Source organism: Citrobacter sp. Cpo100 (assembly GCF_030332595.1).
Lineage (GTDB): Bacteria > Pseudomonadota > Gammaproteobacteria > Enterobacterales > Enterobacteriaceae > Citrobacter > Citrobacter portucalensis.
In genome coordinates, this window is the sequence record NZ_JAOWHM010000035.1 from 216,931 (window position 1) to 238,129 (window position 21,199).

Consider the following 21,199-nt stretch of genomic DNA (forward strand, 5'->3'; position numbering starts at 1 on the left):
TATGAAATAATAGTCGAAAATGTTTTCAGAAATGAGACTTCCTTCAAACACCTTCCGCAGGTATGTTAGTCAGGTAATAATAACAAAATAGATTACCCTCATAATCGCAACCTAAACAGAAGTGACTTTCTATGGCAATAAGTGAACCAACCCAGCCTGTGGCTGGCGCGTCAGCGTCGGTTGCTAAAGCACGCACCTCATTTGGCATTTTAGGAGCGATCAGCCTCTCCCATCTGCTAAACGATATGATTCAGTCGCTGATCCTGGCGATTTATCCGCTATTGCAGTCAGAGTTCTCGCTAACGTTTATGCAGATCGGGATGATCACCCTAACCTTCCAGCTTGCTTCCTCGCTGCTGCAACCGGTGGTGGGTTACTGGACGGACAAATACCCGATGCCGTGGTCGCTGCCCATTGGGATGTGCTTCACGCTGAGCGGACTTGTCTTGCTGGCCATGGCCGGCAGCTTCCATATGGTGCTGCTCGCCGCGGCGCTGGTTGGCACCGGCTCTTCGGTATTTCATCCGGAATCGTCCCGCGTGGCGCGCATGGCCTCCGGCGGTCGTCACGGCCTGGCGCAGTCAATTTTCCAGGTTGGCGGCAACTTCGGCAGCTCTCTGGGGCCCTTGCTGGCAGCTGTCATCATCGCGCCATATGGTAAGGGTAATGTGGCCTGGTTTGTTCTGGCTGCGTTATTAGCGATTGTCGTCCTGGCACAAATCAGCCGTTGGTATGCCGCGCAGCATCGGATGAGTAAAGGAAAACCGAAAGTCGCCATCGTAAATCCGTTACCGCGCAATAAAGTGGTGCTGGCGGTAAGCATCCTGCTGGTGCTGATTTTCTCCAAATACTTCTATATGGCGAGCATCAGCAGCTATTACACCTTTTATCTGATGCAAAAATTCGGATTATCGGTACAAAACGCCCAGTTTCATCTGTTTGCCTTCCTGTTTGCCGTCGCGGCCGGGACGGTGATTGGCGGACCATTAGGCGATAAAATTGGCAGAAAATATGTTATTTGGGGCTCTATCCTCGGCGTTGCGCCATTTACCCTCGTTTTACCCTACGCAACGCTGGAATGGACCGGAATTTTAACCGTGATCATTGGTTTTATCCTCGCATCGGCGTTTTCTGCTATTTTGGTCTACGCGCAGGAGCTGCTTCCTGGGCGTATCGGCATGGTTTCTGGGCTATTTTTCGGGTTTGCCTTCGGCATGGGCGGCTTGGGAGCCGCGGTGCTAGGGCTGATAGCCGACCATACCAGCATCGATTTGGTCTACAAAATATGTGCTTTCCTGCCACTTCTGGGGATACTGACCATATTCTTACCTGATAACCGACACAAAGCCTGATTTTCTGACGGCCAAAAGTAAATTTTGGCCGTCATTACTTGCAGTAGCCATCAGCCTTTACCTCTCACATATCACCGTACTTTTCCGATCCGTGCTTTTTTACTCTTAAAATCCCGTTTTCTTCAAAATTCAATAATTATTCATAAACATAAACATTAAAATTGTCATAAACTATTACTCGTAGTTTGGGTTTTCAGGATCATCACAGCAACCAAAGGAGACGGAATGCATCACGCCACCCCGCTTATCACCACCATTGTCGGCGGCCTTGTGCTCGCTTTTATATTAGGCATGATTGCCAATAAACTGCGTATTTCTCCTCTGGTGGGATATCTGTTAGCGGGCGTTCTGGCCGGTCCATTTACACCTGGTTTTGTTGCTGATACTAAGCTCGCGCCTGAGCTGGCCGAGCTTGGCGTTATTCTGCTGATGTTTGGCGTGGGGCTGCACTTTTCATTGAAGGATTTGATGGCGGTAAAGTCTATCGCCATTCCCGGCGCGATTGCCCAGATAGCAGTGGCAACGCTGCTGGGTATGGCGCTTTCAGCCGTATTAGGCTGGTCGCTGATGGTGGGGATCGTGTTTGGTCTGTGTCTTTCAACCGCCAGTACCGTGGTGCTACTGCGCGCGCTTGAAGAACGACAGCTCATTGACAGCCAGCGCGGGCAAATTGCCATTGGCTGGTTGATTGTCGAAGACCTTATGATGGTGCTGACGCTGGTTCTCCTGCCAGCCGTCGCCGGGATGCTGGAAAAAGAAGATGTCGGCTTCGCCTCGCTGGCCGTCGATATGGGCATTACCATCGGTAAGGTGGTGGCGTTTATCGCGATTATGATGCTGGTGGGTCGTCGCCTGGTACCGTGGATTATGGCCCGCAGCGCCGCAACCGGTTCACGCGAACTGTTTACCCTCTCTGTCCTCGCCCTCGCCTTAGGTATCGCCTTTGGCGCAGTAGAGCTGTTCGATGTCTCCTTTGCGCTGGGCGCGTTCTTCGCCGGTATGGTGCTGAATGAATCTGAACTAAGCCACCGTGCGGCGCATGATACTCTGCCGCTGCGCGATGCGTTCGCCGTGCTGTTCTTCGTCTCCGTCGGGATGCTGTTCGATCCGTTAGTTCTGATCCAGCAGCCGTTGGCGGTACTGGGCACGCTGGCGATTATCATCTTTGGTAAATCCCTTGCCGCCTATTTCCTGGTGCGCCTGTTTGGTCACTCCCAACGCACGGCGCTCACCATTGCCACCAGCCTCGCGCAGATTGGTGAATTTGCCTTTATCCTGGCGGGTCTGGGAATGGCGTTGAACCTGCTGCCACAGGCCGGACAGAATCTGGTGCTGGCGGGGGCAATCCTGTCCATCATGCTCAACCCGGTGCTGTTTGCGGTGTTAGAAAAATACCTCGCCAAAACAGAAACGCTGGAGGAGCAGACACTGGAAGAGGCTATCGAAGAAGAGAAGCAAATTCCGGTGGATATCTGCAATCATGCCTTGCTGGTTGGCTTTGGTCGCGTCGGCAGCCTGCTGGGTGAGAAATTGATGGCTGCAGGGATCCCGCTGGTGGTGATCGAAACCTCGCGTACCCGGGTGGATGAACTGCGCGAGCGTGGGATCCGCGCGGTACTGGGAAATGCCGCCAACGAAGAGATTATGAATCTGGCGCATCTGGATTGCGCGCGCTGGCTGCTGTTGACCATCCCCAATGGTTATGAAGCGGGTGAAATTGTCGCTTCCGCGCGTGAGAAATGCCCGTCGATTGAGATTATCGCCCGCGCGCATTATGACGATGAGGTGGAATATATTACCGAACGCGGCGCCAACCAGGTCGTCATGGGTGAGCGTGAAATCGCCCGCACCATGCTGGAGCTGATTGAAACGCCGCCTGCAGGTGAAGTTGCTACGGCCAGTTAATGTCCGTGCCGGATAGCGTTATCGCTTATCCGGCCTATACAAGATTTAACGGTCCCAGTACGACTCTTCGAGACTGTCTTCACGTTCCGGTAAACCGCGCGTCAGGCGCGGTGAATGCTGGTTCAGCACCTGATAACTCACGCGATTAGCATACTTACACACCTGGGCTAACGACGAATAGGTCAGCCAGGTGAACTTGTGCTTGCTGGAGTTAGGCACGTTGCTGCGGTGATAGCTGTTGGCGGTAATATCATGCAGCAATGCCGCCAGCGCGCCGTCACCCGCGCCGTTGGTGTTCATTATCTTCTCAGGCCCGCCCATATACGGTGCGATGTGCGAATACACGCGCAGCGGATTGGTACAGTCTTTATGGCGCATGGCGCGGCTGAATTCGTACTGGTTAAATTCGGCAATAGCACCAGGGAGCAGCGGATGCTGGGTTTTACGTTTCACTTCTTCTTCCGTAAAGCCCGCCATATACAGACCCGCAGGACCCGCCGTGCACAGCACCAGATCCACCCAATCCAGCGCCTTGTCAGATGCCAGCAGCGGATCGTTCTCGCCGGTCAGCGCTTCAGCCTCTTCTTCATTCATCGCCAGAATAGAGACATGCTCTTTCAGGAATGCCTGCCACCACTGCGGGTTATCGGCAATGACGAATTTGGTGCCCAGGGTCAGAACCACCGGCACATTGTGCTTTTTGGCGTATTCAATCGCCTTCATGGTCGCTTCCGGCATCGGCTCACCCGGTTCGCAGCGCACCAGATAAGACGTCAGCACCAGCGCGGACGCTCCGGCAATCACCGATTCAGGGATGCTATCCGCTCGTAGCTTATTCATATGCCCAGGGCTGATTGCGAAGGTACGCTCACCTGACTCGCCAATCAGCGTAAAGCAGCGGCCAATCGGTCCGTTAACGCCTTGCAGGTAGTTCAGGTCGGTACGGCTGGAGGTATTGCATAAATAGCGGTACGCATAGCTGCCAATCTCGATATTGCTGCACATCACGCCCAGCAGCACCGAGCGGTCATCCGCCAGCACAGAGTAGTTGTGCATCGTGTTACCGATAGTACCGCCCGCAAACTGATGGGTGATCAAGTTTTCACGCACCAGTTCCTGGTAGAGCGCTTCTGCGACATCATCGGCAATCACCAGAGAATGCCCGGCGCTTAATCCATAACGTTTTACAAAGTCATCATCCACTTTGGCTTCAATATCCACCAGCGTCTGGTCGATGCCCACCACCCAGGCTGCGCTGGTTTCATTTTCTGGCTGAATTTGTTGCAGCAACGGATCGCGCGCGCTGACGGGAAAATAGTGTTTGGATTTGCGTTTACCGGGAAATTTCATGGTCGATTTTACGGGTGGTTAACTGAGCGATGCATGGTAGCACATTCCCTGCCACGCATGCGATGCGGCGCTAAGTTTCAATATCAGACGGTGAGATCGCAGTTTATACGGGATTAATTTCTACAATAACTCACCTTCACAAGGAGCGTTTTATGAAGCCGGAAAACAAGATCCCCGTACTCGACAGAATTTCGGATGAAATGAAAAGCGTGGTGAATTTTCATCGCGACGATCTGCCGCCGTGGCCCGCTGCAGATGACTTCGTGGCCCAGCGCCAACACTACATTCATGAACGGCAGTTGTGGAATGCCGATGCCCCAGAGATGAATACCCGCGAATGCGTTATTTCTACCGCATGCGGCCCCGTGGCCACACGTATTTACTCACCGCAGCCTCATAGCCTGGCAACGTTGTATTATCTGCACGGCGGCGGTTTTATTCTCGGTAATCTGGATACCCACGACCGTATTATGCGCTTGCTGGCGCGCTATACGCAGTGCACGGTAATTGGTATCGACTATTCACTTGCGCCGGAAGCCCGTTTCCCGCAAGCCATTGAAGAGATTGCCGCCGTCTGCCAGTATTTTCATCAGCACGCTGGCGACTATTCTCTTAATGTGAATCATATCGGTTTTGCGGGCGATTCCGCCGGAGCCATGCTGGCGCTTGCCAGTGCGCTGTGGCTGCGGGATAAACGCATTGTCTGCGGCAAGGTGGCTGGGGTGCTGTTGTGGTATGGGCTTTACGGCCTGCAGGATTCACTGAGCCGACGGCTGATGGGCGGAGCGTGGGATGGGTTAACCCGCGAGGACTTGCAGATGTACGAAAACGCGTACCTGCGTAGCGCTGACGATCGCGAGTCACCGTATTATTGCCTGTTTAATAACGATCTGACACGTGACGTGCCACCGTGTTTTATCGCTGGCGCTGAGTTTGATCCGCTGATTGACGATAGCCGCTTACTATTCCAGACGTTGCAGGCGCATCAGCAGCCCTGCCAGTACAAAATGTACCCCGGTACGCTGCACGCCTTCCTGCACTATTCGCGAATGATGAAAACCGCCGACGATGCGTTGCGGGAAGGCGCTCGTTACTTCAGAGCCCAGCTTTAACGGTAAGCATCGGTCAGTTTAACCATCATTTCGATATGTTCCGGTGCGGCATTAAGCGCCGGAATATACTCATATTGCTTACCGCCAGCCTCGAGGAAAATCTCCCGGTTTTGTACCGCTATCTCTTCCAGCGTTTCGAGGCAATCTGCCGAGAAGCCCGGACACATAACCTGGATATGTTGTGTCCCTTTCTCCGCCAGCATTTTTAACGTTTCGTCGGTATACGGCGTCAGCCACGGTTCGCGACCAAAGCGAGACTGGAAGGTCATCATTACTTTTTCTGGCGGCAGACCAAGCGCTGAAACCAGCTCTCGGGTGGTATCGCGACAGCGCTGCGGGTAGTCATCGCCTTCATCGGCGTAACGCTGCGGAATGCCGTGGTAGGAGAGCAGCAGCAAATCAGGTTCACCGTGTTGAGCAAATGAATCCCGGGCACTCTTCGCCAGCGCATCGATGTAGCTGCTGTCATCGGCGTAATCACGAATAAATGAAACGCCAGGAATACCGCGTTTACGCGCTAAGATACGCGCCAGTTCGTCCCAGACGGCCGCTACCGTCGAACAGGAATATTGCGGGTACAGCGGTAACACCACCATGTGTTCAACCCCGCTTGCCAACAGTTCATCGACCGCGCTTTCAAGCGACGGCGAACCGTAGCTCATTCCCAGCGCGACAGGGGTATTTGGTAGGCGTTCTGCCAGCGCCCGCTGTTGTGCCTTGCTATAAACCATCAGCGGAGAACCGTCTTCCATCCAGATTGACTGGTACAGCTTGGCTACGCGTGGCGCACGCAACGGTAAAATCACCCCGCGCAGCAGCGGCCACCACAGTGCAGGTGACGTATCAACTACGCGTGGATCGCTTAAAAACTGGCGCAGGTAGCGCTTAACGGCTTCGGGGGTTGGGGCATCGGGAGTGCCGAGGTTTGCCAGCAGGATACCGGTTTTCGTCTGACGCATTACCGCCTCTTATCGATTCAAATTGTTGATAATTGTAGCGGAAAAGCGATAAAGAAGAACTAATTGCTGTGAGAGGTAAGACGAGAATTTGCCTGATGGCGCTACGCTTATCAGGCCTACGCGATAATGGCAGGCCTGATAAGAGGTTTATTACGCGAAAAAATTAGCCGAGGATTTTTTCCAGCGCTGCGCGCACGTCAGCAACGGCCTGGGTGCCGTCAACTTTCGCGTATTTGGTGTTACCCGCCTGCGCTTCTTTAGAGTAGTAGCCGATCAGCGGAGCGGTCATCTGATGGTATTCCACCAGGCGCTTACGTACAGTTTCTTCCTGATCGTCTTTACGGGTGGTCAGCTCTTCGCCGGTCACGTCGTCTTTACCTTCAACCTTAGGCGGGTTGAATTTGATGTGGTAAACGCGGCCAGAAGCAGCGTGTACGCGACGACCTACAATACGGTCAACGATCAGTTCGTCAGGAACATCGAACTCCAGAACGTAGTCCACGTTAATGCCCGCTTCTTTCATGGCGTCTGCCTGCGGAATAGTACGCGGGAAGCCATCCAGCAGGAAACCATTACGGCAGTCTTCCTGAGCAATACGCTCTTTTACCAGCGCGATCACCAGCTCATCAGTCACCAGCTTACCGGCGTCCATGATGTCTTTCGCTTGTTTGCCCAGCTCGGAGCCAGATTTCACGGCAGCACGCAGCATATCACCGGTGGAGATTTGCGGAATACCATACTTCTCCATGATGAACTGAGCCTGAGTTCCTTTACCCGCGCCCGGAGCGCCAAGCAGAATGATACGCATTACGAAAATCCCCTTAAAGGTTGTCGATATTTTTTAAAAAGCGCTAAACGATACCACCATCACGCAATTGGCTCAAGAAAGACGCCCGACGCTGAAACGGTTAACGGTGGGAAAATTAAAAATAAGGCGAGAAAATGCCGGATGGCGGTGGAAACACCGTATCCGGCATTACATTACGGGTATCAGGACACCAGCAACTGGTTCATACGACGGATGAACTGGTTCGGGTCTTCCAGCGTGCCGCGCTCAGCAAACAGCGCCTGATCCAGCAGCAGTTCGACCCATTCTTTGAACTGCGCTTCGTCCTGGGTATCCGCCGTGCGTTTTACCAGCACGTGGTCCGGGTTCAGTTCAAAGATATATTTCACTTCCGGTACGGCCTGGCCCGCAGCGGCAAACAGTTTCGCCATCTGGGTGCTCATTTCATCCGCATCGGTGGTGACGATGGCTGGCGTGTCGGTCAGACGGTGAGTCAGACGCACTTCTTTCACGCGGTCGCCCAGCAGGGTTTTCACGCGCTCAACGAACGGCGTCAGCGCTTTTTCCGCTTCTTTTGCCGATTCATCAACTTCATCCGCCAGCTTGTCGATGGACTCGTCAGCTTTGGCAACAGACTGGAATGCCTTACCGTCGAACTCGGTCAGGTAGTTCATCATCCACTCATCGATGCGGTCAGAAAGCAGCAGGACTTCGATGCCTTTCTTACGCAGCAGTTCCAGGTGCGGGCTGCTCTTCGCTGCCGCATAGCTGTCTGCGGTGATGTAGTAGATTTTCTCCTGCCCTTCTTTCATCCGCGACACGTAGTCTTCCAGCGACACGGTCTGTGCGGAGGAGTCAGTGTGCGTAGACGCGAAGCGCATCAGCTTAGCGATCGTTTCCTGGTTGGCGTGATCTTCCGCCGGGCCTTCTTTCAGTACCAGGCCGAACTGTTTCCAGAAGGTCTGGTATTTTTCCGCGTCGTCTTTCGCCAGTTTTTCCAGCATCTGCAGTACGCGTTTGGTCAGCGCGCTGCGCAGGTTACGGGTGACGGTGCTGTCCTGCAGGATCTCACGGGAAACGTTCAGCGGCAGATCGTTGGAATCTATCAGACCGCGCACAAAGCGCAGGTAGTTCGGCATGAACTGCTCGGCGTCGTCCATAATAAACACACGCTGAACGTACAGTTTCAGACCATGCTTGTGATCGCGGTTCCACATATCCCACGGAGCCTGGGACGGGATGTACAGCAGGCTGGTGTACTCCTGCTTACCTTCCACACGGTTGTGGCTCCAGGTCAGCGGGTCGGTGAAGTCGTGGGCGATGTGCTTGTAGAATTCGTTGTACTCGTCGTCTTTGATTTCCGACTTGTTACGGGTCCACAGCGCCTGCGCTTTGTTGATCTTTTCCCAGGAAACCACGGTCTCGCCGTCTTTTTCTTCGGATTTTTCGATCTCTACCGGCAGCGCGATATGGTCGGAATATTTGCTGATGATGGAACGTACGCGCCAGTCATCAAGGAACTCATCTTCGCCTTCACGCAGATGCAGGGTGATTTCGGTGCCGCGATCGTCTTTGGTGATGTCGGCAACGGTGTACTCGCCTTCGCCCGCAGATTCCCAGAACACGCCGTTTTCCGGCTTATCGCCCGCAGCGCGGGTACGCACGGTGACTTTGTCCGCCACGATGAACGCAGAGTAGAAACCCACCCCGAACTGGCCGATCAACTGGCTGTCTTTCGCCTGATCGGATCCCATGGATTCGAGGAAAGATTTAGTACCGGATTTTGCAATGGTCCCCAGATGATCGATAACGTCATCACGGTTCATCCCCACGCCGTTATCGGCAATGGTCAACGTACGTTTATCTTTATCGAAGGAAACACGTACACGCAGCTCACCGTCACCTTCATACAGGTCCGGGTTAGACAGGGCGCGGAAACGCAGCTTGTCTGCCGCATCCGAGGCGTTAGAGATAAGCTCACGCAGGAAGATTTCTTTATTGGAATACAGAGAATGGATCATCAGGTGCAGAAGCTGTTTTACTTCTGACTGAAAACCACGAGTTTCTTGTCCTTTCATGTAGATCTACCTCAACAATGCCATTTTCAATGGTAAAAACACGTTGAGGGTGAAATGGGGACAAGCGGGAAGGATTTCAAGCGGAAGCCGCCGTCGCGGCCTCCGTTTGTTCAGAATTTAATCTTATGTCGTCCTGCCAGAGAGTGCGACAGCGTAGTGCCATCGACCATTTCCAGCTCGCCGCCTACCGGAACGCCATGGGCGATACGACTGGCTTCAACGCCATATTGCATACAAAGCTCAGCAATATAGTTGGCGGTCGCCTCTCCTTCGACCGTGGGATTGGTCGCCAGGATCAGTTCATTGATGTGCTCAGACTCCAGTCGCTGTTCGAGACGATCCAGCCCGATATCATCAGGGCCAATACCGTCCAGCGGCGACAGGTGTCCCATCAGCACGAAGTAACGTCCGGAAAACTGCCCGGTTTGCTCAATGGCGTAGATGTCCGCCGGACTCTCCACCACACAAATCTGACCGTTTTCCTGGCGACGCGGGTTCGAGCAAATGTTGCAGACGTCTTGCTCTGTGAAGGTGCGGCAATCGGCACAATGGCCGATTTCCGACATTGCCTTCGTTAACGCCTGTGCCAGACGCATCCCGCCGCTGCGATCGCGCTGAAGTAGCGTGAACGCCATGCGCTGCGCCGACTTCGGGCCAACGCCCGGCAGACAGCGCAGTGCTTCCATAAGCTGAGTTAACAGCGGGCTGGTTTGCATCAGAACGGCATCTTAAAGCCAGGCGGCAGCTGCATTCCGGAGGAAACAGAGGCCATCTTCTCTTTCTGCGTCTCTTCAATGCGACGCGCCGCGTCGTTGAATGCCGCAGCAACCAGGTCTTCCAGCATCTCTTTGTCGTCTTCCAGCAGGCTTGGATCGATCTCCACGCGACGGCAGTTGTGCGCGCCGTTAATGGTCACTTTTACCAGACCCGCGCCAGATTCGCCGGTCACTTCCAGCTTGGCGACTTCTTCCTGCATCTGCTGCATTTTTTCTTGCATCTGCTGGGCCTGTTTCATCAGGTTACCCAGACCGCCTTTACCAAACATAGGCTTCTCTCTCAATCACGTTAAGGGATGACGACCGTCAAACCATTAGGCTCACGATCAAATGGGGCGAATACTCTCTTCGTCCAGCTCCGCATCGAAAAAACGACGCAGCGTCTGGATGTTATTATCCGCAATAATCGACTCACGCGCCTGCGCGAGTTTCTCTTCATAAATGGCCTGACGCCACTCCAGCGGCGTACGCACCGCTGGATTATCATCTTCAACGATGGTCAATTCAACCGTTGACCCCGTTAAGGAACTCAGTGCTTCAGCCAGTTTTTGCTGCGCGCCGCTGGAATTTAGGTGCCGCTGCGTGGAACGCAGGTGCAGGCAAACTACGTTGCCATTCTCTTCTTTCCAGGCATTAAGCGCCACCTGCTCCACCAGTTTAGGCAGCGAGAGCTGACTCACCTGGGCGGCCCACGGGTCACGTTCAATGGCTTCAGCCGCAAGCTTTGCCGCCAGTTCCGGCGTTTTTTCATGCTCAAGCGCTTTTTTCAGCGCTTTCGGCGTGGCAACGACTTCTTTAACTTCTGCAACAGGATTGGTCGCTTTCCAGCGATACGCTTCTTTCTTCGCCGGTGCTTTTTCCAGCGCAGAGACCGCCGGACGCGCCTGAACACGTTCCGACACCGAAGCCAGTCTTTCCAGCGCAGCATTATTCACCGGCCGCGCGCGGGAAGCGGCTGCCGGTTCACTCTTTTTTGCTTTGGTTGCTCCCTGAGCGCGTTGCAACTGACTACGCGCCGCCAACACCTGACTGGTGGCATCGGAGAGCGGCACATTCTGTTGCTGTTGTGCAGGCGCAGGCTGCTGCTGCACCTGCGTCGGGGTCATCACCGCAGTGGGTGCGACCGGGGCAAACGACTGTCGTGGAACTTCAGGTTCCGGGAGCGGCATGCGCGGATGAAAAGCCAGCGCACGCAGCAGCGTCATTTCGACGCCCATTCGCCTGTCCGGCGCATACGGCAGTTCTTTGCGCCCGATTAACAAAGTTTGGTAGTAAAGCTGCACATCAGTTGGCGGAACAATTCGCGCCAGTTCACGCATACGCTGTTCAATGGCGGCCATATCGCTGCCGAGCGCGGCAGGCGAAAGCTGAACCATGGCAATACGATGCAGCAAAGCCGACATCTCAATCAGCAGCGCTTCCCATTCGATACCGCGCGCGGCGGCGTCGTTTACCAGCGCCATAACGCGTTCGCCGTCCGCAGCCACAACCGCTTCAACGAGCGAGAGCGCCTGGTCGTCGTCCAGCGTGCCGAGCATGGTGCTGACCGCCTCGGTCGAGACCTGACCATCGCCGCTGGCGATCGCCTGATCGGTCAGGCTCAGCGCATCACGCAGGCTGCCGTCCGCGGCGCGAGCCAGCAGTTGCAGTGCACGTGGTTCATGGACGATATGCTCTTCTTTGAGGATATGCTCAAGCTGATGGCGAATCTGTTCGACATCCAACGCTTTAAGGTGGAATTGCAGACAGCGCGACAGGATAGTCACCGGCAACTTCTGCGGATCGGTAGTCGCCAGCAGGAACTTAACGTGCGCGGGCGGCTCTTCGAGCGTTTTCAGCAAGGCGTTAAAACTGTGGCGCGACAGCATGTGCACTTCGTCGATCAAGTAGACCTTAAAGCGACCACGCGCAGGCGCATACTGGACGTTATCCAGCAGGTCACGGGTGTCTTCGACTTTGGTGCGTGAGGCGGCGTCGATTTCAATCAGATCGACAAAACGCCCCTGCTCGATTTCCCGGCAATTATCGCACACGCCGCACGGCGTAGCGGTGATGCCGGTTTCACAGTTCAATCCCTTCGCCAGCAAGCGGGCGATAGAGGTTTTCCCGACGCCACGGGTGCCGGAAAACAAATAAGCATGATGAATACGCCCTAACGACAAGCCGTTCGCCAGTGCCGTCAGCACATGTTCCTGGCCGACGACGTCAGCAAAGGTTTGTGGGCGCCATTTTCGGGCTAAGACCTGATAACTCATTGGCAGGCTCTGAAAGGCTGGAGGGTGGATTCACAGGGGGATAATGCTAACACAACCTCGCAGCGACGGCGAGGTTGACACGTTATATTCGGGCGTTATCGTTGCAGTCAGTTTGGTTTCGGGCAGCGCACAGAAACCGGAGCGTACACGCAGTACGTGAGGATTTCGAGCACTGACCGGGGCCAAAATGGCAAAAAAGATAGCCCTAAATTAGTGGCCCGGGAATGGAACCAGGCTATAACAGGTAAGCCCCTGTTTTTCCAGACGCTGTTCGCCGCCCAGATCAAACAGGTTAATGATAAAAGCAGCATCGGTAACTTCACCACCCAGACGGCGGATCAGCTTCACGGTCGCTTCAATCGTGCCGCCAGTTGCCAGCAGGTCGTCCACAACCAGCACTTTATCGCCAGGTTTGATGGCATCAACGTGGATTTCCAGCTGATCGGTGCCGTACTCCAGCTCATAGGTCTCAGCAATAACTTCACGCGGAAGCTTACGGGGTTTGCGTACCGGAACAAAGCCGACGCCCAGACCCAACGCTACCGGCGCGCCAAACAGGAAGCCACGCGCTTCGGTGCCAACCACTTTAGTGATACCCGCATTTTTGTAGCGTTTAACCAGCAATTCAATGCTGAGGGCGTAGGCTTTCGGGTCTTCCAGTAAACTGGTGACATCACGAAAGAGAATGCCCGGTTTTGGGTAGTCGTGGATGCTTTTGATGCTATTTTTGAGAAACTCAAGCTGCTGTGCTGTCGCGGTCATAAGTTTGTGCCTGATTAATACAGTATTACTTCACGGCGCACTAAACACTTCATCCTCGACGAATCTTGAATGATTTTGTGTCTATATAAGAGCCAAGGTTACACTTGCTTAACCTTTGACCACCTGCGCCTGTGCTCGAAAACGGTCGAATTTACTGGCTGTGAGAGACAATTGCAACAGCGATTATTGCGCTTTACTGCTTTTGTTGTTTTTCATCAATCACCGGGATCCGCCACATAAAAATCAGTAAACAGGCGAGAATAACCAGCAGCAGGCCGCGTACCCACATCATATTGACCAGCCAGAGCGAAATACCAAACGTCACCAGGATCAACAAAATAGCGCGCGGTTTTGCTCCCGGCGGCATCGCACGGTGTTTTTGCCAGTGGCGCAAATACCCGCCGAACCACGAACGGTAAAGCAACCAGTCGTGAAAACGCGGCGATGAGCGGGCAAAACACCAGGCGGCCAGCAGTATAAACGGCGTCGTCGGCAACAGAGGCAATACAACGCCCAGCGTACCTAGCACTACCGCTATCCAGCCAATGATGATTAGAATAATGCGTTGCATAATATGAGTACTTAACACAGAGAATCGCTACTTTAGCATAACGGTTCTCATTTTCATCGGAGTGTTGTTGTGAAAACCGCCATGCTGTTACAGACGCTCGAAAACCAGCTTAACCGCTTGCGACAACATTGCGCCCCGCTGGCGCACCACACAACGCTTAGCGCCCGCTTTGACAGGCATCTGTTTCACACGCGCAGCACGTTGCTGCAGGCCTGCCTGGAAGAAGCTGACGATAATCTTACTGCCCTGCGCCGCGCCGTTGAGCAGCAGCAACTCCCACAAATCACCTGGCTTGCGGAACACCTTGCCTCACAGTTAGAGGCGATTTCACGTGAAACCGCCAGTTGGTCCCTTCGAGAGTGGGACAGCGCTTCTCCAGGTCTGGCGCGCTGGCAGCGCAAGCGGGTCCAACATCAGGAATTTGAACGCCGTCTGGTTGAAATGACGCGTGAACGCAAAGAGCGTCTGGCTCAGGCTACCGGCTTTGAAGAACAGCAAAAACTGCATCGTGAAGTAGAAGCATTCGAGGCGCGGCTGGCGCGCTGTCGCCATGCTCTGGCAAGAATAGAAAACGTGCTGGCGCGTTTAACCCGCTAATCCCCGGAGAATTTATGTCATTAGAGAACGCCCCGGACGAGGTCAAACTGGCCGTCGATTTGATTGTTTTACTTGAGGAAAATCAGCTACCAGCACGAACGGTGCTACGCGCGCTGGAGATCGTCATGCGTGATTATGAAAACAAACTTAAAACTGCGGAAGGCACCTCGCAAACTGATTAATTGCCCTCTGGTCTGCCATTGGCTTCGGTGTCAGAGTCGTCGCAACATCACGACGATAACGGACAGATCATGGAACGACTCCCCACCACACCCCACGACGCGGTCTTTCGGCAAATGCTGACGCAAAAGGAGGTTGCCCGAGATTTTTTGCAGATCCATTTGCCTGAAGCATTTCTCAATATATGCGATATGGATACATTAACGCTGGAATCAGGCAGCTTTATTGAGGACGATTTACATACCAGCTATTCAGATATCCTCTATTCCCTGCAAACAACACATGGACCCAGCTACGTTTACGCACTGATTGAACATCAGAGTAAGCCCGATAAATTCATGGCCTTTCGCCTGATGCGCTACGCAATTGCCGCCATGCAACACCATCTTAACGCCGGGCATAAGACATTACCTCTGGTCGTTCCTATCCTGTTTTACCATGGTATGGAAAGTCCGTGGCCTTATACCCTTAACTGGCATCACCTGTTTAGCGAACCAAAGCTTGCGAAAGCGCTTTACGGCAATGAATTTACACTGGTAGACCTGACCGTAATGCCAGATAATCAGATCTTGCAGCATCAACGGGTAGCGATGCTGGAACTCCTGCAAAAACATATTCGTCGACGGGATCTGAGTGAGCTATTGGATCAACTGGTCACACTCTTAACACAAGAGCATCTGACAGAATATCAAATCGACGTTTTGATTAATTACATGCTTAAAGCAGGAAATACCACGGAACCCGGCGTACTTGTCCGCCATCTGGCGCAGAGTGCGCCACAGTACAAGGAACAGCTGATGACGATTGCCGAATGGCTGGAAGAAAAAGGCAGAGTGGAAGGCATACAACAAGGGCTGGAAAAAGGGTTAGAAGAAGGTCGGCAGGTTGAAGCGCGTAATATCGCACAAAAAATGCTCGCCCGCGGCCTGGAACTGGAGCTGATTACGCACCTTACAGGCCTGACGCAGGAAGAACTGGTCGCGCTGGCGCACTAAATGCAATCAGGGCGGCAAATATGCCGCCCTGATTGCAACTTAACCTACTGAAGGCGTCGGATCATCACCTTTAATGATGTCACGCTTAACCTCGGTCACGGTATCACCTTTCGCGTTATGCAGATGCACTTCGAGCTGGTTAAAGGCGATATCAATGTCGTTTTCACGGCACAAACGATCGACCGCACGGTTCAGTTCATCAACCGTGTGGCTACGATCGCGCAGTTCACGCACGTATAAACGCAGTTCATGATCCAGCGTGCTGGCACCGAAGGCGGTAAAGAACACCGCAGGCTCTGGATCGTGCATCACTTTCGGGTGTTCCATCGCCGCCTGCAGCAGCACTTTCTTCACTTTATCCAGATCCGAACCGTAGGCCACGCCGATGCGGATCACCAGACGCGTGGTGGTATCGGAAAGCGACCAGTTGATCAAACGCTCCGTCACAAATGCTTTGTTCGGGATGATCACCTCTTTGCGATCGAAGTCGGTAATGGTGGTGGCACGGATACGGATCTTGCTGACCGTTCCTGAGAACGTACCGATAGTCACGGTATCGCCGATGCGGACCGGGCGTTCAAACAGAATAATCAGACCCGAAACAAAGTTACCGAAGATTTCCTGCAAGCCAAAACCAAGACCAACCGACAGGGCTGCTGCCAGCCACTGTAGCTTATCCCATGAAACACCGAGCGATCCGAAGACCGTCATCGCGCCGATGGCGATGATCGCGTAGTTAAGGATCGTGGTGATCGCATACGAAGCGCCCTGACGCATCTTCAGTCGCGACAGCACCAGCACTTCCAGCAGGCCGGGTAAGTTACGGATCAGCGCCCACGCGACCATTGAGGCAATAATCGCAAACAGCAGGCTGCCCATGGTGACGTCTTTCACCACCGCAGCTCCCGCTTCGGTGCCGTTGTAATGCCAGAGCGTAATGCTATCGAGATAACTGAACACGGTGATTAGATCGGACCAAATTGCCCAGAACAGAATACCAAACAGCGCAACCATCACCAGCATTGTTATACGCAGCGTTTGCTGGTTAACCTGCTCAAGCGCAATGGTCGGTTCTTCCTGCGGCTCGGCTCCTTCCGCCCCTTCTTTCACCAGGTTCTGACGACGCGCTAAGGCACGGCGCCAGGCGATACGACGTGCCGCCACGCTCAATCCACGCAGTACCGTCTGATACAGCAGGTTCCAAAGGATAACCAGATAGACCGTTTCAATCCAACGACCGGCCAGGCGCAACGTGGTGTAGAAATACCCTGTCGCCGTCAGCACCATTAATGCAATCGGGATAATTGAGAGGACAGTAATGGTAACCAGACGCAAGCCATGCGACTCTTTGTCACGCCAGCTTTCACGACACATTGGCCATACCAGGAAGGCGATCAGCAGCAGGTTGAGGAAAATAACTACCTGACCCAGCACATCATCCATCAAATTAAGCGGCGACAGCTCAGCAATGACCGACCAGAAGTTGAGCGGTAACAGCGCCAGGCTAATACGCACGATCTGGCGGCGCCAGTGGCTGGTCTGCTTCGCTGGCATACCAAAATGACGAATTGCCACGCCATCTTTTTCCAGCACCTTCCAGCACAGACCAAACACCAGCCAGAAGACTGTCATCTTCTTACTGAACGCCCACAGCAGGTCGCTGATATTCAACTGCATGGTAAGCAGAATCAGGCCCAAGGCGAGGATAATCAGGCACGCAGGTAACGCTCGGATCAGATCGATCAGAATCGCTTTTGGCGTATTGAGCTGACTGTCATTACGCAGGTTCCCTACTGCGGCGGCTAATTTCGCCTGATACTCTTTCAACCATTTCAAACGCCAGCGGATTAACCCGGCAATAAGCAGCAGTGGCAGCCCCGCCAGGAACGCAATAAAGACGGCGGGCCAGGCTTTTTCCCAGTTCACTGTGATTTTCATCGACTTAAACTGGTCTTTTAGCGTTTGCGGGAAGGCTTTGATCCAGTCCCAGTCCATCGGACGGTTACTATTAACCCAGAAGATTTGCTGCGTGAGGATCCCTTTCAGGTTCTTCGACACGCTCATTAGCTGCTGTTGATTGATTTGCAGGTTAATCGCCATCATCAACTGGTTGCCCAGCTGCTTGTTCAGTTGATCCAACAGTTCACGGCGCATATCCACAACCTGCAGCAGGGCATCATGGACTTCACCATTCACTTCGTTGCTGTGCCCTTCTTCCAGTTTGGCGACAAACGCATCGTTCTGGAATAGCGCATCACGCTGCTGGTTAATCTCAAACTGTTCCAGACGCAAATCAGCGATCCGGTTAGTCATATCGGCAAGTTCATCCGCCGACGGCAGTGTTTGTTGTTGCTGATACAGAATACGCGACAGCAGCAGACTGCCTTTCAGGACAGCAATCTGTTCTTTAATGTTGCGTTCGGATTGCAACGCGCGGTCAAGCCAGTTTTTGACTTTGATATTCTGCTGCATCAGGTTGTTGCCGTTTTCGGTCGCGGCTATCAGACGCTGACTTAGCTGATGGTTAACGTCCAGTTCCTGCTTCACTAACGGATTTGACTGAATACGCTCGGCTTCATCCGGCGTTACCGCTTCCTGAGCTGTCTTTTCGGTTAACGTCAGTCGTTTGCTGTTCACCGCTTCTTGCAGAAGCTGGAGCTGATGTTCAAGCCGGTTACTGTTAGCTGTTACGTAATCACGTTGTTTTTGCAAGGTATCCTGCAAAACAGTATTACCTTCGAGGCTCTTACGCTGTTGGTCGATCTGCGCACTCAGCAGCGCCTGCTGTGCCTGCAGCAACACCTGCTGGCTGGGGCGTAACGCAGCCTCTCCCACATTGTTGCCATCGAGTCGATTACGAATTTGCTGCATTTGCTGCGACGCGGTGTACATCGCATTCTGCACACGCTCTGGCTGCGTCTGGAGCGACACCAGTTGGCTGTTGTAAGCGGCAAGATCGTTTTGCGCACTTTGCAGGTCATCCAAAACCTGTGCCACGCGCGACTCAAGCTGTCGCAAGGAGAGTGTACTCAGCGTTTTTCGCGTTTCATCGTCGTTATCGACATCGCTGAGCGAATTTAACGCATCCGTCGCCTGACGCATTTTCTCCGGTGCCTGGGCAACTTTCTGGCGAAGCTGTACGGTCTCATCTTTCACGCGATCGATTTTATCCAACGTGGCGATGGTATCGATGAGATCCTGTTGGACCAGCTTATCCTGCGCGGAGAGATCTTTTTGTTTACTCAGTGCGTCCAGTTGGCTCTGAATATCCGCTTTCGTCGGCAGTTCACCACTCTGTTGCGCCCGCGCAAAAGCAGACGACTGGCAAGATAGCAAGAGAATGAAGAAAAGAATGGTAATAGCAATAAGATGCTGTGAACGTTTATAGAGCTGCAACATAGTCATGAGAATGAACGTTTCTGAACCGGAAAAGTGACCGAAAATAGTCAAGCGGCAAGAATATCACGGCTGTGACCGGCAGAATAGCAGCAGGCAAAACGACCAGGAGAATTCCTGGTACAGGCCCAAAACGTTTAGTGGATTTCCGCCACGCCAAGCCGCAGAGTTGGGCACATAAGGCACATCTCCAGCAGCACAGCGACGTATTCCCGAGCTTCTTTTTTCAGATCAAACGATTCGGGGGCAAATAACCAGTTTTCTATGATTCCGGTAATATAGCTGCGCAACAGTACCGCCACGCGACGGGTGTTCAGGTTTTCCGGCAGCATATTGGCATCCATACAGTGCCGCAATGTTTGTTCGATACGATCGTAATTTTCAATACAAAGATGGCGTTGAGCTAACTGAACAGAGGCCATTTCCCCGACAAATTCGCATTTGTGGAATATAATTTCCAGCAACAAACGTCGGCGTTCTTCTGTCACGGTAGCTTCAAGAACGTAAATTAAAATTTCTCTTAATACTGATAGTGGATCGTCGGGGAATTTTGCCTGATACTCAGTCTCTAACTCATCAATGTTAGGTTTTGCTAGCTCCCAGATTTCACTGAATAAATCCGACTTGTTTTTGAAATGCCAATAGATTGCGCCGCGCGTGACACCAGCGGCTTTTGCGATCTCCGCAAGCGAGGTGGATGATACCCCTTGTTGCGAAAACAAATGCAGAGCAACATCGAGAATATGCTGTCGTGTTTCCTGTGCTTGTTGTTTGGTTTTTCGTGCCATATGTCAGTGAATTTACAGGCGTTAGATTTACATACATTTGTGAATGTATGTACCATAGCACGACGATAATATAAACGCAGCAATGGGTTTATGGGCTTTAAGCCATTGATCAATTTGAAATCGGACACTCGAGGTTTACATATGAACAAAAACAGAGGGTTAACGCCTCTGGCAGTCGTTCTGATGCTCTCAGGCAGCTTAGCGCTAACAGGATGTGACGACAAACAGGCCCAACAAGGGGGCCAGCAGATGCCAGAGGTTGGAGTTGTTACGCTCAAAACTGAACCTCTACAGATAACAACTGAGCTTCCGGGTCGCACCAGTGCGTTTCGCATTGCAGAAGTTCGTCCTCAGGTTAGCGGTATTATCCTGAAGCGTAATTTCACGGAAGGTGGCGATATCGAAGCGGGTGTATCTCTCTATCAGATTGATCCTGCAACTTACCAGGCCGCTTATGAAAGCGCAAAAGGCGATCTGGCCAAAGCACAAGCCGCAGCAAATATCGCTCAACTGACGGTTAAACGTTATCAGAAACTGTTGGGTACCAAGTACATCAGTCAACAGGACTATGATAGCGCGCTGGCAGACGCACAGCAGGCAAACGCCGCCGTTGTCGCCGCGAAAGCCGCGGTAGAAACTGCACGCATCAATCTGGCCTATACCAAAGTGACGTCGCCGATCAGCGGCCGCATTGGTAAATCATCCGTTACGGAAGGTGCTCTGGTGCAAAACGGTCAAGCGACCGCGCTGGCGACCGTTCAACAGTTGGACCCGATCTACGTGGACGTGACGCAGTCAAGCAACGACTTCCTGCGCCTGAAGCAAGAGCTGGCCAACGGCACGCTGAAGCAAGAGAACGGCAAAGCGAAAGTCGAACTGGTAACCAATGACGGCATTAAATTCCCGCAGTCCGGCACGCTGGAATTTTCTGATGTGACGGTTGATCAAACTACCGGGTCGATTACGTTACGCGCCATCTTCCCTAACCCGGATCACACCTTACTGCCGGGTATGTTCGTTCGCGCACGCCTGGAAGAAGGGATTAACCCAACGGCATTACTGGTTCCACAGCAAGGCGTTACCCGTACACCGCGTGGCGATGCCAGTGCATTGGTTATCGGTGCAGACAACAAAGTTGAAACTCGTCAAATTGTCGCGGCACAAGCGATTGGCGACAAATGGTTAGTCACTGATGGACTTAAGCCGGGCGACCGCGTGATTGTCACTGGGCTGCAGAAAGTACGTCCTGGCGCGCAGGTAAAAGCGCAGGAAATCACCGCTGATAACAACCAGCAAGGCCAAAGCGGTAGCCAGCCTGAACAGTCCAAGTCTTAAC

Annotated in this window: 18 protein-coding genes and 1 other annotated feature; of the genes, 7 read left to right on the forward strand and 11 right to left on the reverse strand. The window is 53.2% G+C overall.

Annotated elements, in window-relative coordinates; translation table 11 throughout:
* Nucleotides 1-131: 131 nt before the first annotated feature.
* The gene (gene fsr, locus OGX96_RS13505; RefSeq protein ID WP_003021788.1) at nt 132-1,352 is read left to right on the forward strand and encodes a fosmidomycin MFS transporter; all 1,221 of its coding nucleotides are present in this window, start codon (nt 132-134) and stop codon (nt 1,350-1,352) included.
* A 225-nt stretch (nt 1,353-1,577) separates the two neighbouring features.
* The gene (ybaL, locus tag OGX96_RS13510; RefSeq protein WP_003021783.1) at nt 1,578-3,257 is read left to right on the forward strand and encodes a YbaL family putative K(+) efflux transporter; all 1,680 of its coding nucleotides are present in this window, start codon (nt 1,578-1,580) and stop codon (nt 3,255-3,257) included.
* Nucleotides 3,258-3,302: 45 nt separating this feature from the next.
* On the opposite strand, the gene gsk is transcribed toward ybaL, so the two are convergent.
* Nucleotides 3,303-4,607, reverse strand: a complete 1,305-nt coding sequence (gene gsk, locus OGX96_RS13515; protein WP_003021781.1) for an inosine/guanosine kinase — start codon at nt 4,605-4,607, stop codon at nt 3,303-3,305.
* A gap of 152 nt (nt 4,608-4,759) precedes the next feature.
* Between gsk and aes the strand changes: the two genes are divergently transcribed.
* A complete protein-coding gene (gene aes, locus OGX96_RS13520; protein WP_003831053.1) occupies nt 4,760-5,719 on the forward strand; it encodes an acetyl esterase in 960 nt (319 codons plus the stop codon).
* Here aes and hemH read toward each other — a convergent pair.
* The 8 genes from hemH to OGX96_RS13560 form a co-directional block, all read right to left on the reverse strand.
* Nucleotides 5,716-6,678 (reverse strand): ferrochelatase, encoded by a 963-nt coding sequence (hemH, locus tag OGX96_RS13525; RefSeq protein ID WP_003831052.1) that lies wholly within the window; start codon nt 6,676-6,678, stop codon nt 5,716-5,718. The genes aes and hemH overlap by 4 nt on opposite strands.
* Before the next feature lie 163 nt (nt 6,679-6,841).
* A complete protein-coding gene (gene adk, locus OGX96_RS13530) occupies nt 6,842-7,486 on the reverse strand; it encodes an adenylate kinase (RefSeq protein ID WP_003021773.1) in 645 nt (214 codons plus the stop codon).
* A gap of 182 nt (nt 7,487-7,668) precedes the next feature.
* Nucleotides 7,669-9,543, reverse strand: coding sequence for a molecular chaperone HtpG (gene htpG, locus OGX96_RS13535; protein WP_032942554.1), 1,875 nt, complete (start codon nt 9,541-9,543; stop codon nt 7,669-7,671).
* A 110-nt stretch (nt 9,544-9,653) separates the two neighbouring features.
* Nucleotides 9,654-10,259 (reverse strand): recombination mediator RecR, encoded by a 606-nt coding sequence (gene recR, locus OGX96_RS13540; RefSeq protein ID WP_032942553.1) that lies wholly within the window; start codon nt 10,257-10,259, stop codon nt 9,654-9,656.
* Entirely contained in the window at nt 10,259-10,588 is a 330-nt protein-coding gene (locus OGX96_RS13545) for a YbaB/EbfC family nucleoid-associated protein (protein ID WP_003021764.1), read from the reverse strand. The genes recR and OGX96_RS13545 overlap by 1 nt, the downstream gene beginning before the upstream one ends.
* 57 nt (nt 10,589-10,645) lie before the next feature.
* Nucleotides 10,646-12,574 (reverse strand): DNA polymerase III subunit gamma/tau, encoded by a 1,929-nt coding sequence (gene dnaX / locus OGX96_RS13550; protein ID WP_100272830.1) that lies wholly within the window; start codon nt 12,572-12,574, stop codon nt 10,646-10,648.
* Nucleotides 11,249-11,313, reverse strand: a sequence feature (DnaX frameshifting element). It overlaps the preceding gene by 65 nt.
* 210 nt (nt 12,575-12,784) lie before the next feature.
* Nucleotides 12,785-13,336, reverse strand: coding sequence for an adenine phosphoribosyltransferase (gene apt, locus OGX96_RS13555; RefSeq protein ID WP_286583301.1), 552 nt, complete (start codon nt 13,334-13,336; stop codon nt 12,785-12,787).
* Nucleotides 13,337-13,529: 193 nt separating this feature from the next.
* Nucleotides 13,530-13,907 carry a DUF454 family protein gene (locus OGX96_RS13560; protein WP_008783969.1) on the reverse strand — a complete coding sequence of 126 codons (378 nt, stop codon included), beginning with the start codon at nt 13,905-13,907 and terminating at the stop codon, nt 13,530-13,532.
* Between the two features lie 69 nt (nt 13,908-13,976).
* On the opposite strand from OGX96_RS13560, the gene priC reads away from it, so the two are divergent.
* From priC to OGX96_RS13575, 3 genes are all read left to right on the forward strand, one after another.
* Nucleotides 13,977-14,504, forward strand: coding sequence for a primosomal replication protein N'' (gene priC / locus OGX96_RS13565; protein ID WP_048214780.1), 528 nt, complete (start codon nt 13,977-13,979; stop codon nt 14,502-14,504).
* A 14-nt stretch (nt 14,505-14,518) separates the two neighbouring features.
* Nucleotides 14,519-14,686, forward strand: a complete 168-nt coding sequence (gene rsmS, locus OGX96_RS13570; protein WP_065772037.1) for a pleiotropic regulatory protein RsmS — start codon at nt 14,519-14,521, stop codon at nt 14,684-14,686.
* Between the two features lie 69 nt (nt 14,687-14,755).
* Complete coding sequence (locus OGX96_RS13575; RefSeq protein ID WP_048214781.1) at nt 14,756-15,679, forward strand: Rpn family recombination-promoting nuclease/putative transposase; 924 nt, start codon at nt 14,756-14,758, stop codon at nt 15,677-15,679.
* 39 nt (nt 15,680-15,718) lie between these two features.
* Here OGX96_RS13575 and mscK read toward each other — a convergent pair whose 3' ends face one another.
* The gene (mscK, locus tag OGX96_RS13580) at nt 15,719-19,084 is read right to left on the reverse strand and encodes a mechanosensitive channel MscK (protein WP_048235963.1); all 3,366 of its coding nucleotides are present in this window, start codon (nt 19,082-19,084) and stop codon (nt 15,719-15,721) included.
* 128 nt (nt 19,085-19,212) lie between these two features.
* Entirely contained in the window at nt 19,213-19,863 is a 651-nt protein-coding gene (gene acrR, locus OGX96_RS13585; RefSeq protein ID WP_003831045.1) for a multidrug efflux transporter transcriptional repressor AcrR, read from the reverse strand.
* 141 nt (nt 19,864-20,004) lie between these two features.
* On the opposite strand from acrR, the gene acrA reads away from it, so the two are divergent.
* Nucleotides 20,005-21,198: a multidrug efflux RND transporter periplasmic adaptor subunit AcrA gene (acrA, locus tag OGX96_RS13590; RefSeq protein ID WP_003831044.1), complete on the forward strand. Its 1,194-nt coding sequence runs from the start codon at nt 20,005-20,007 to the stop codon at nt 21,196-21,198.
* Nucleotide 21,199 lies beyond the last annotated feature (1 nt).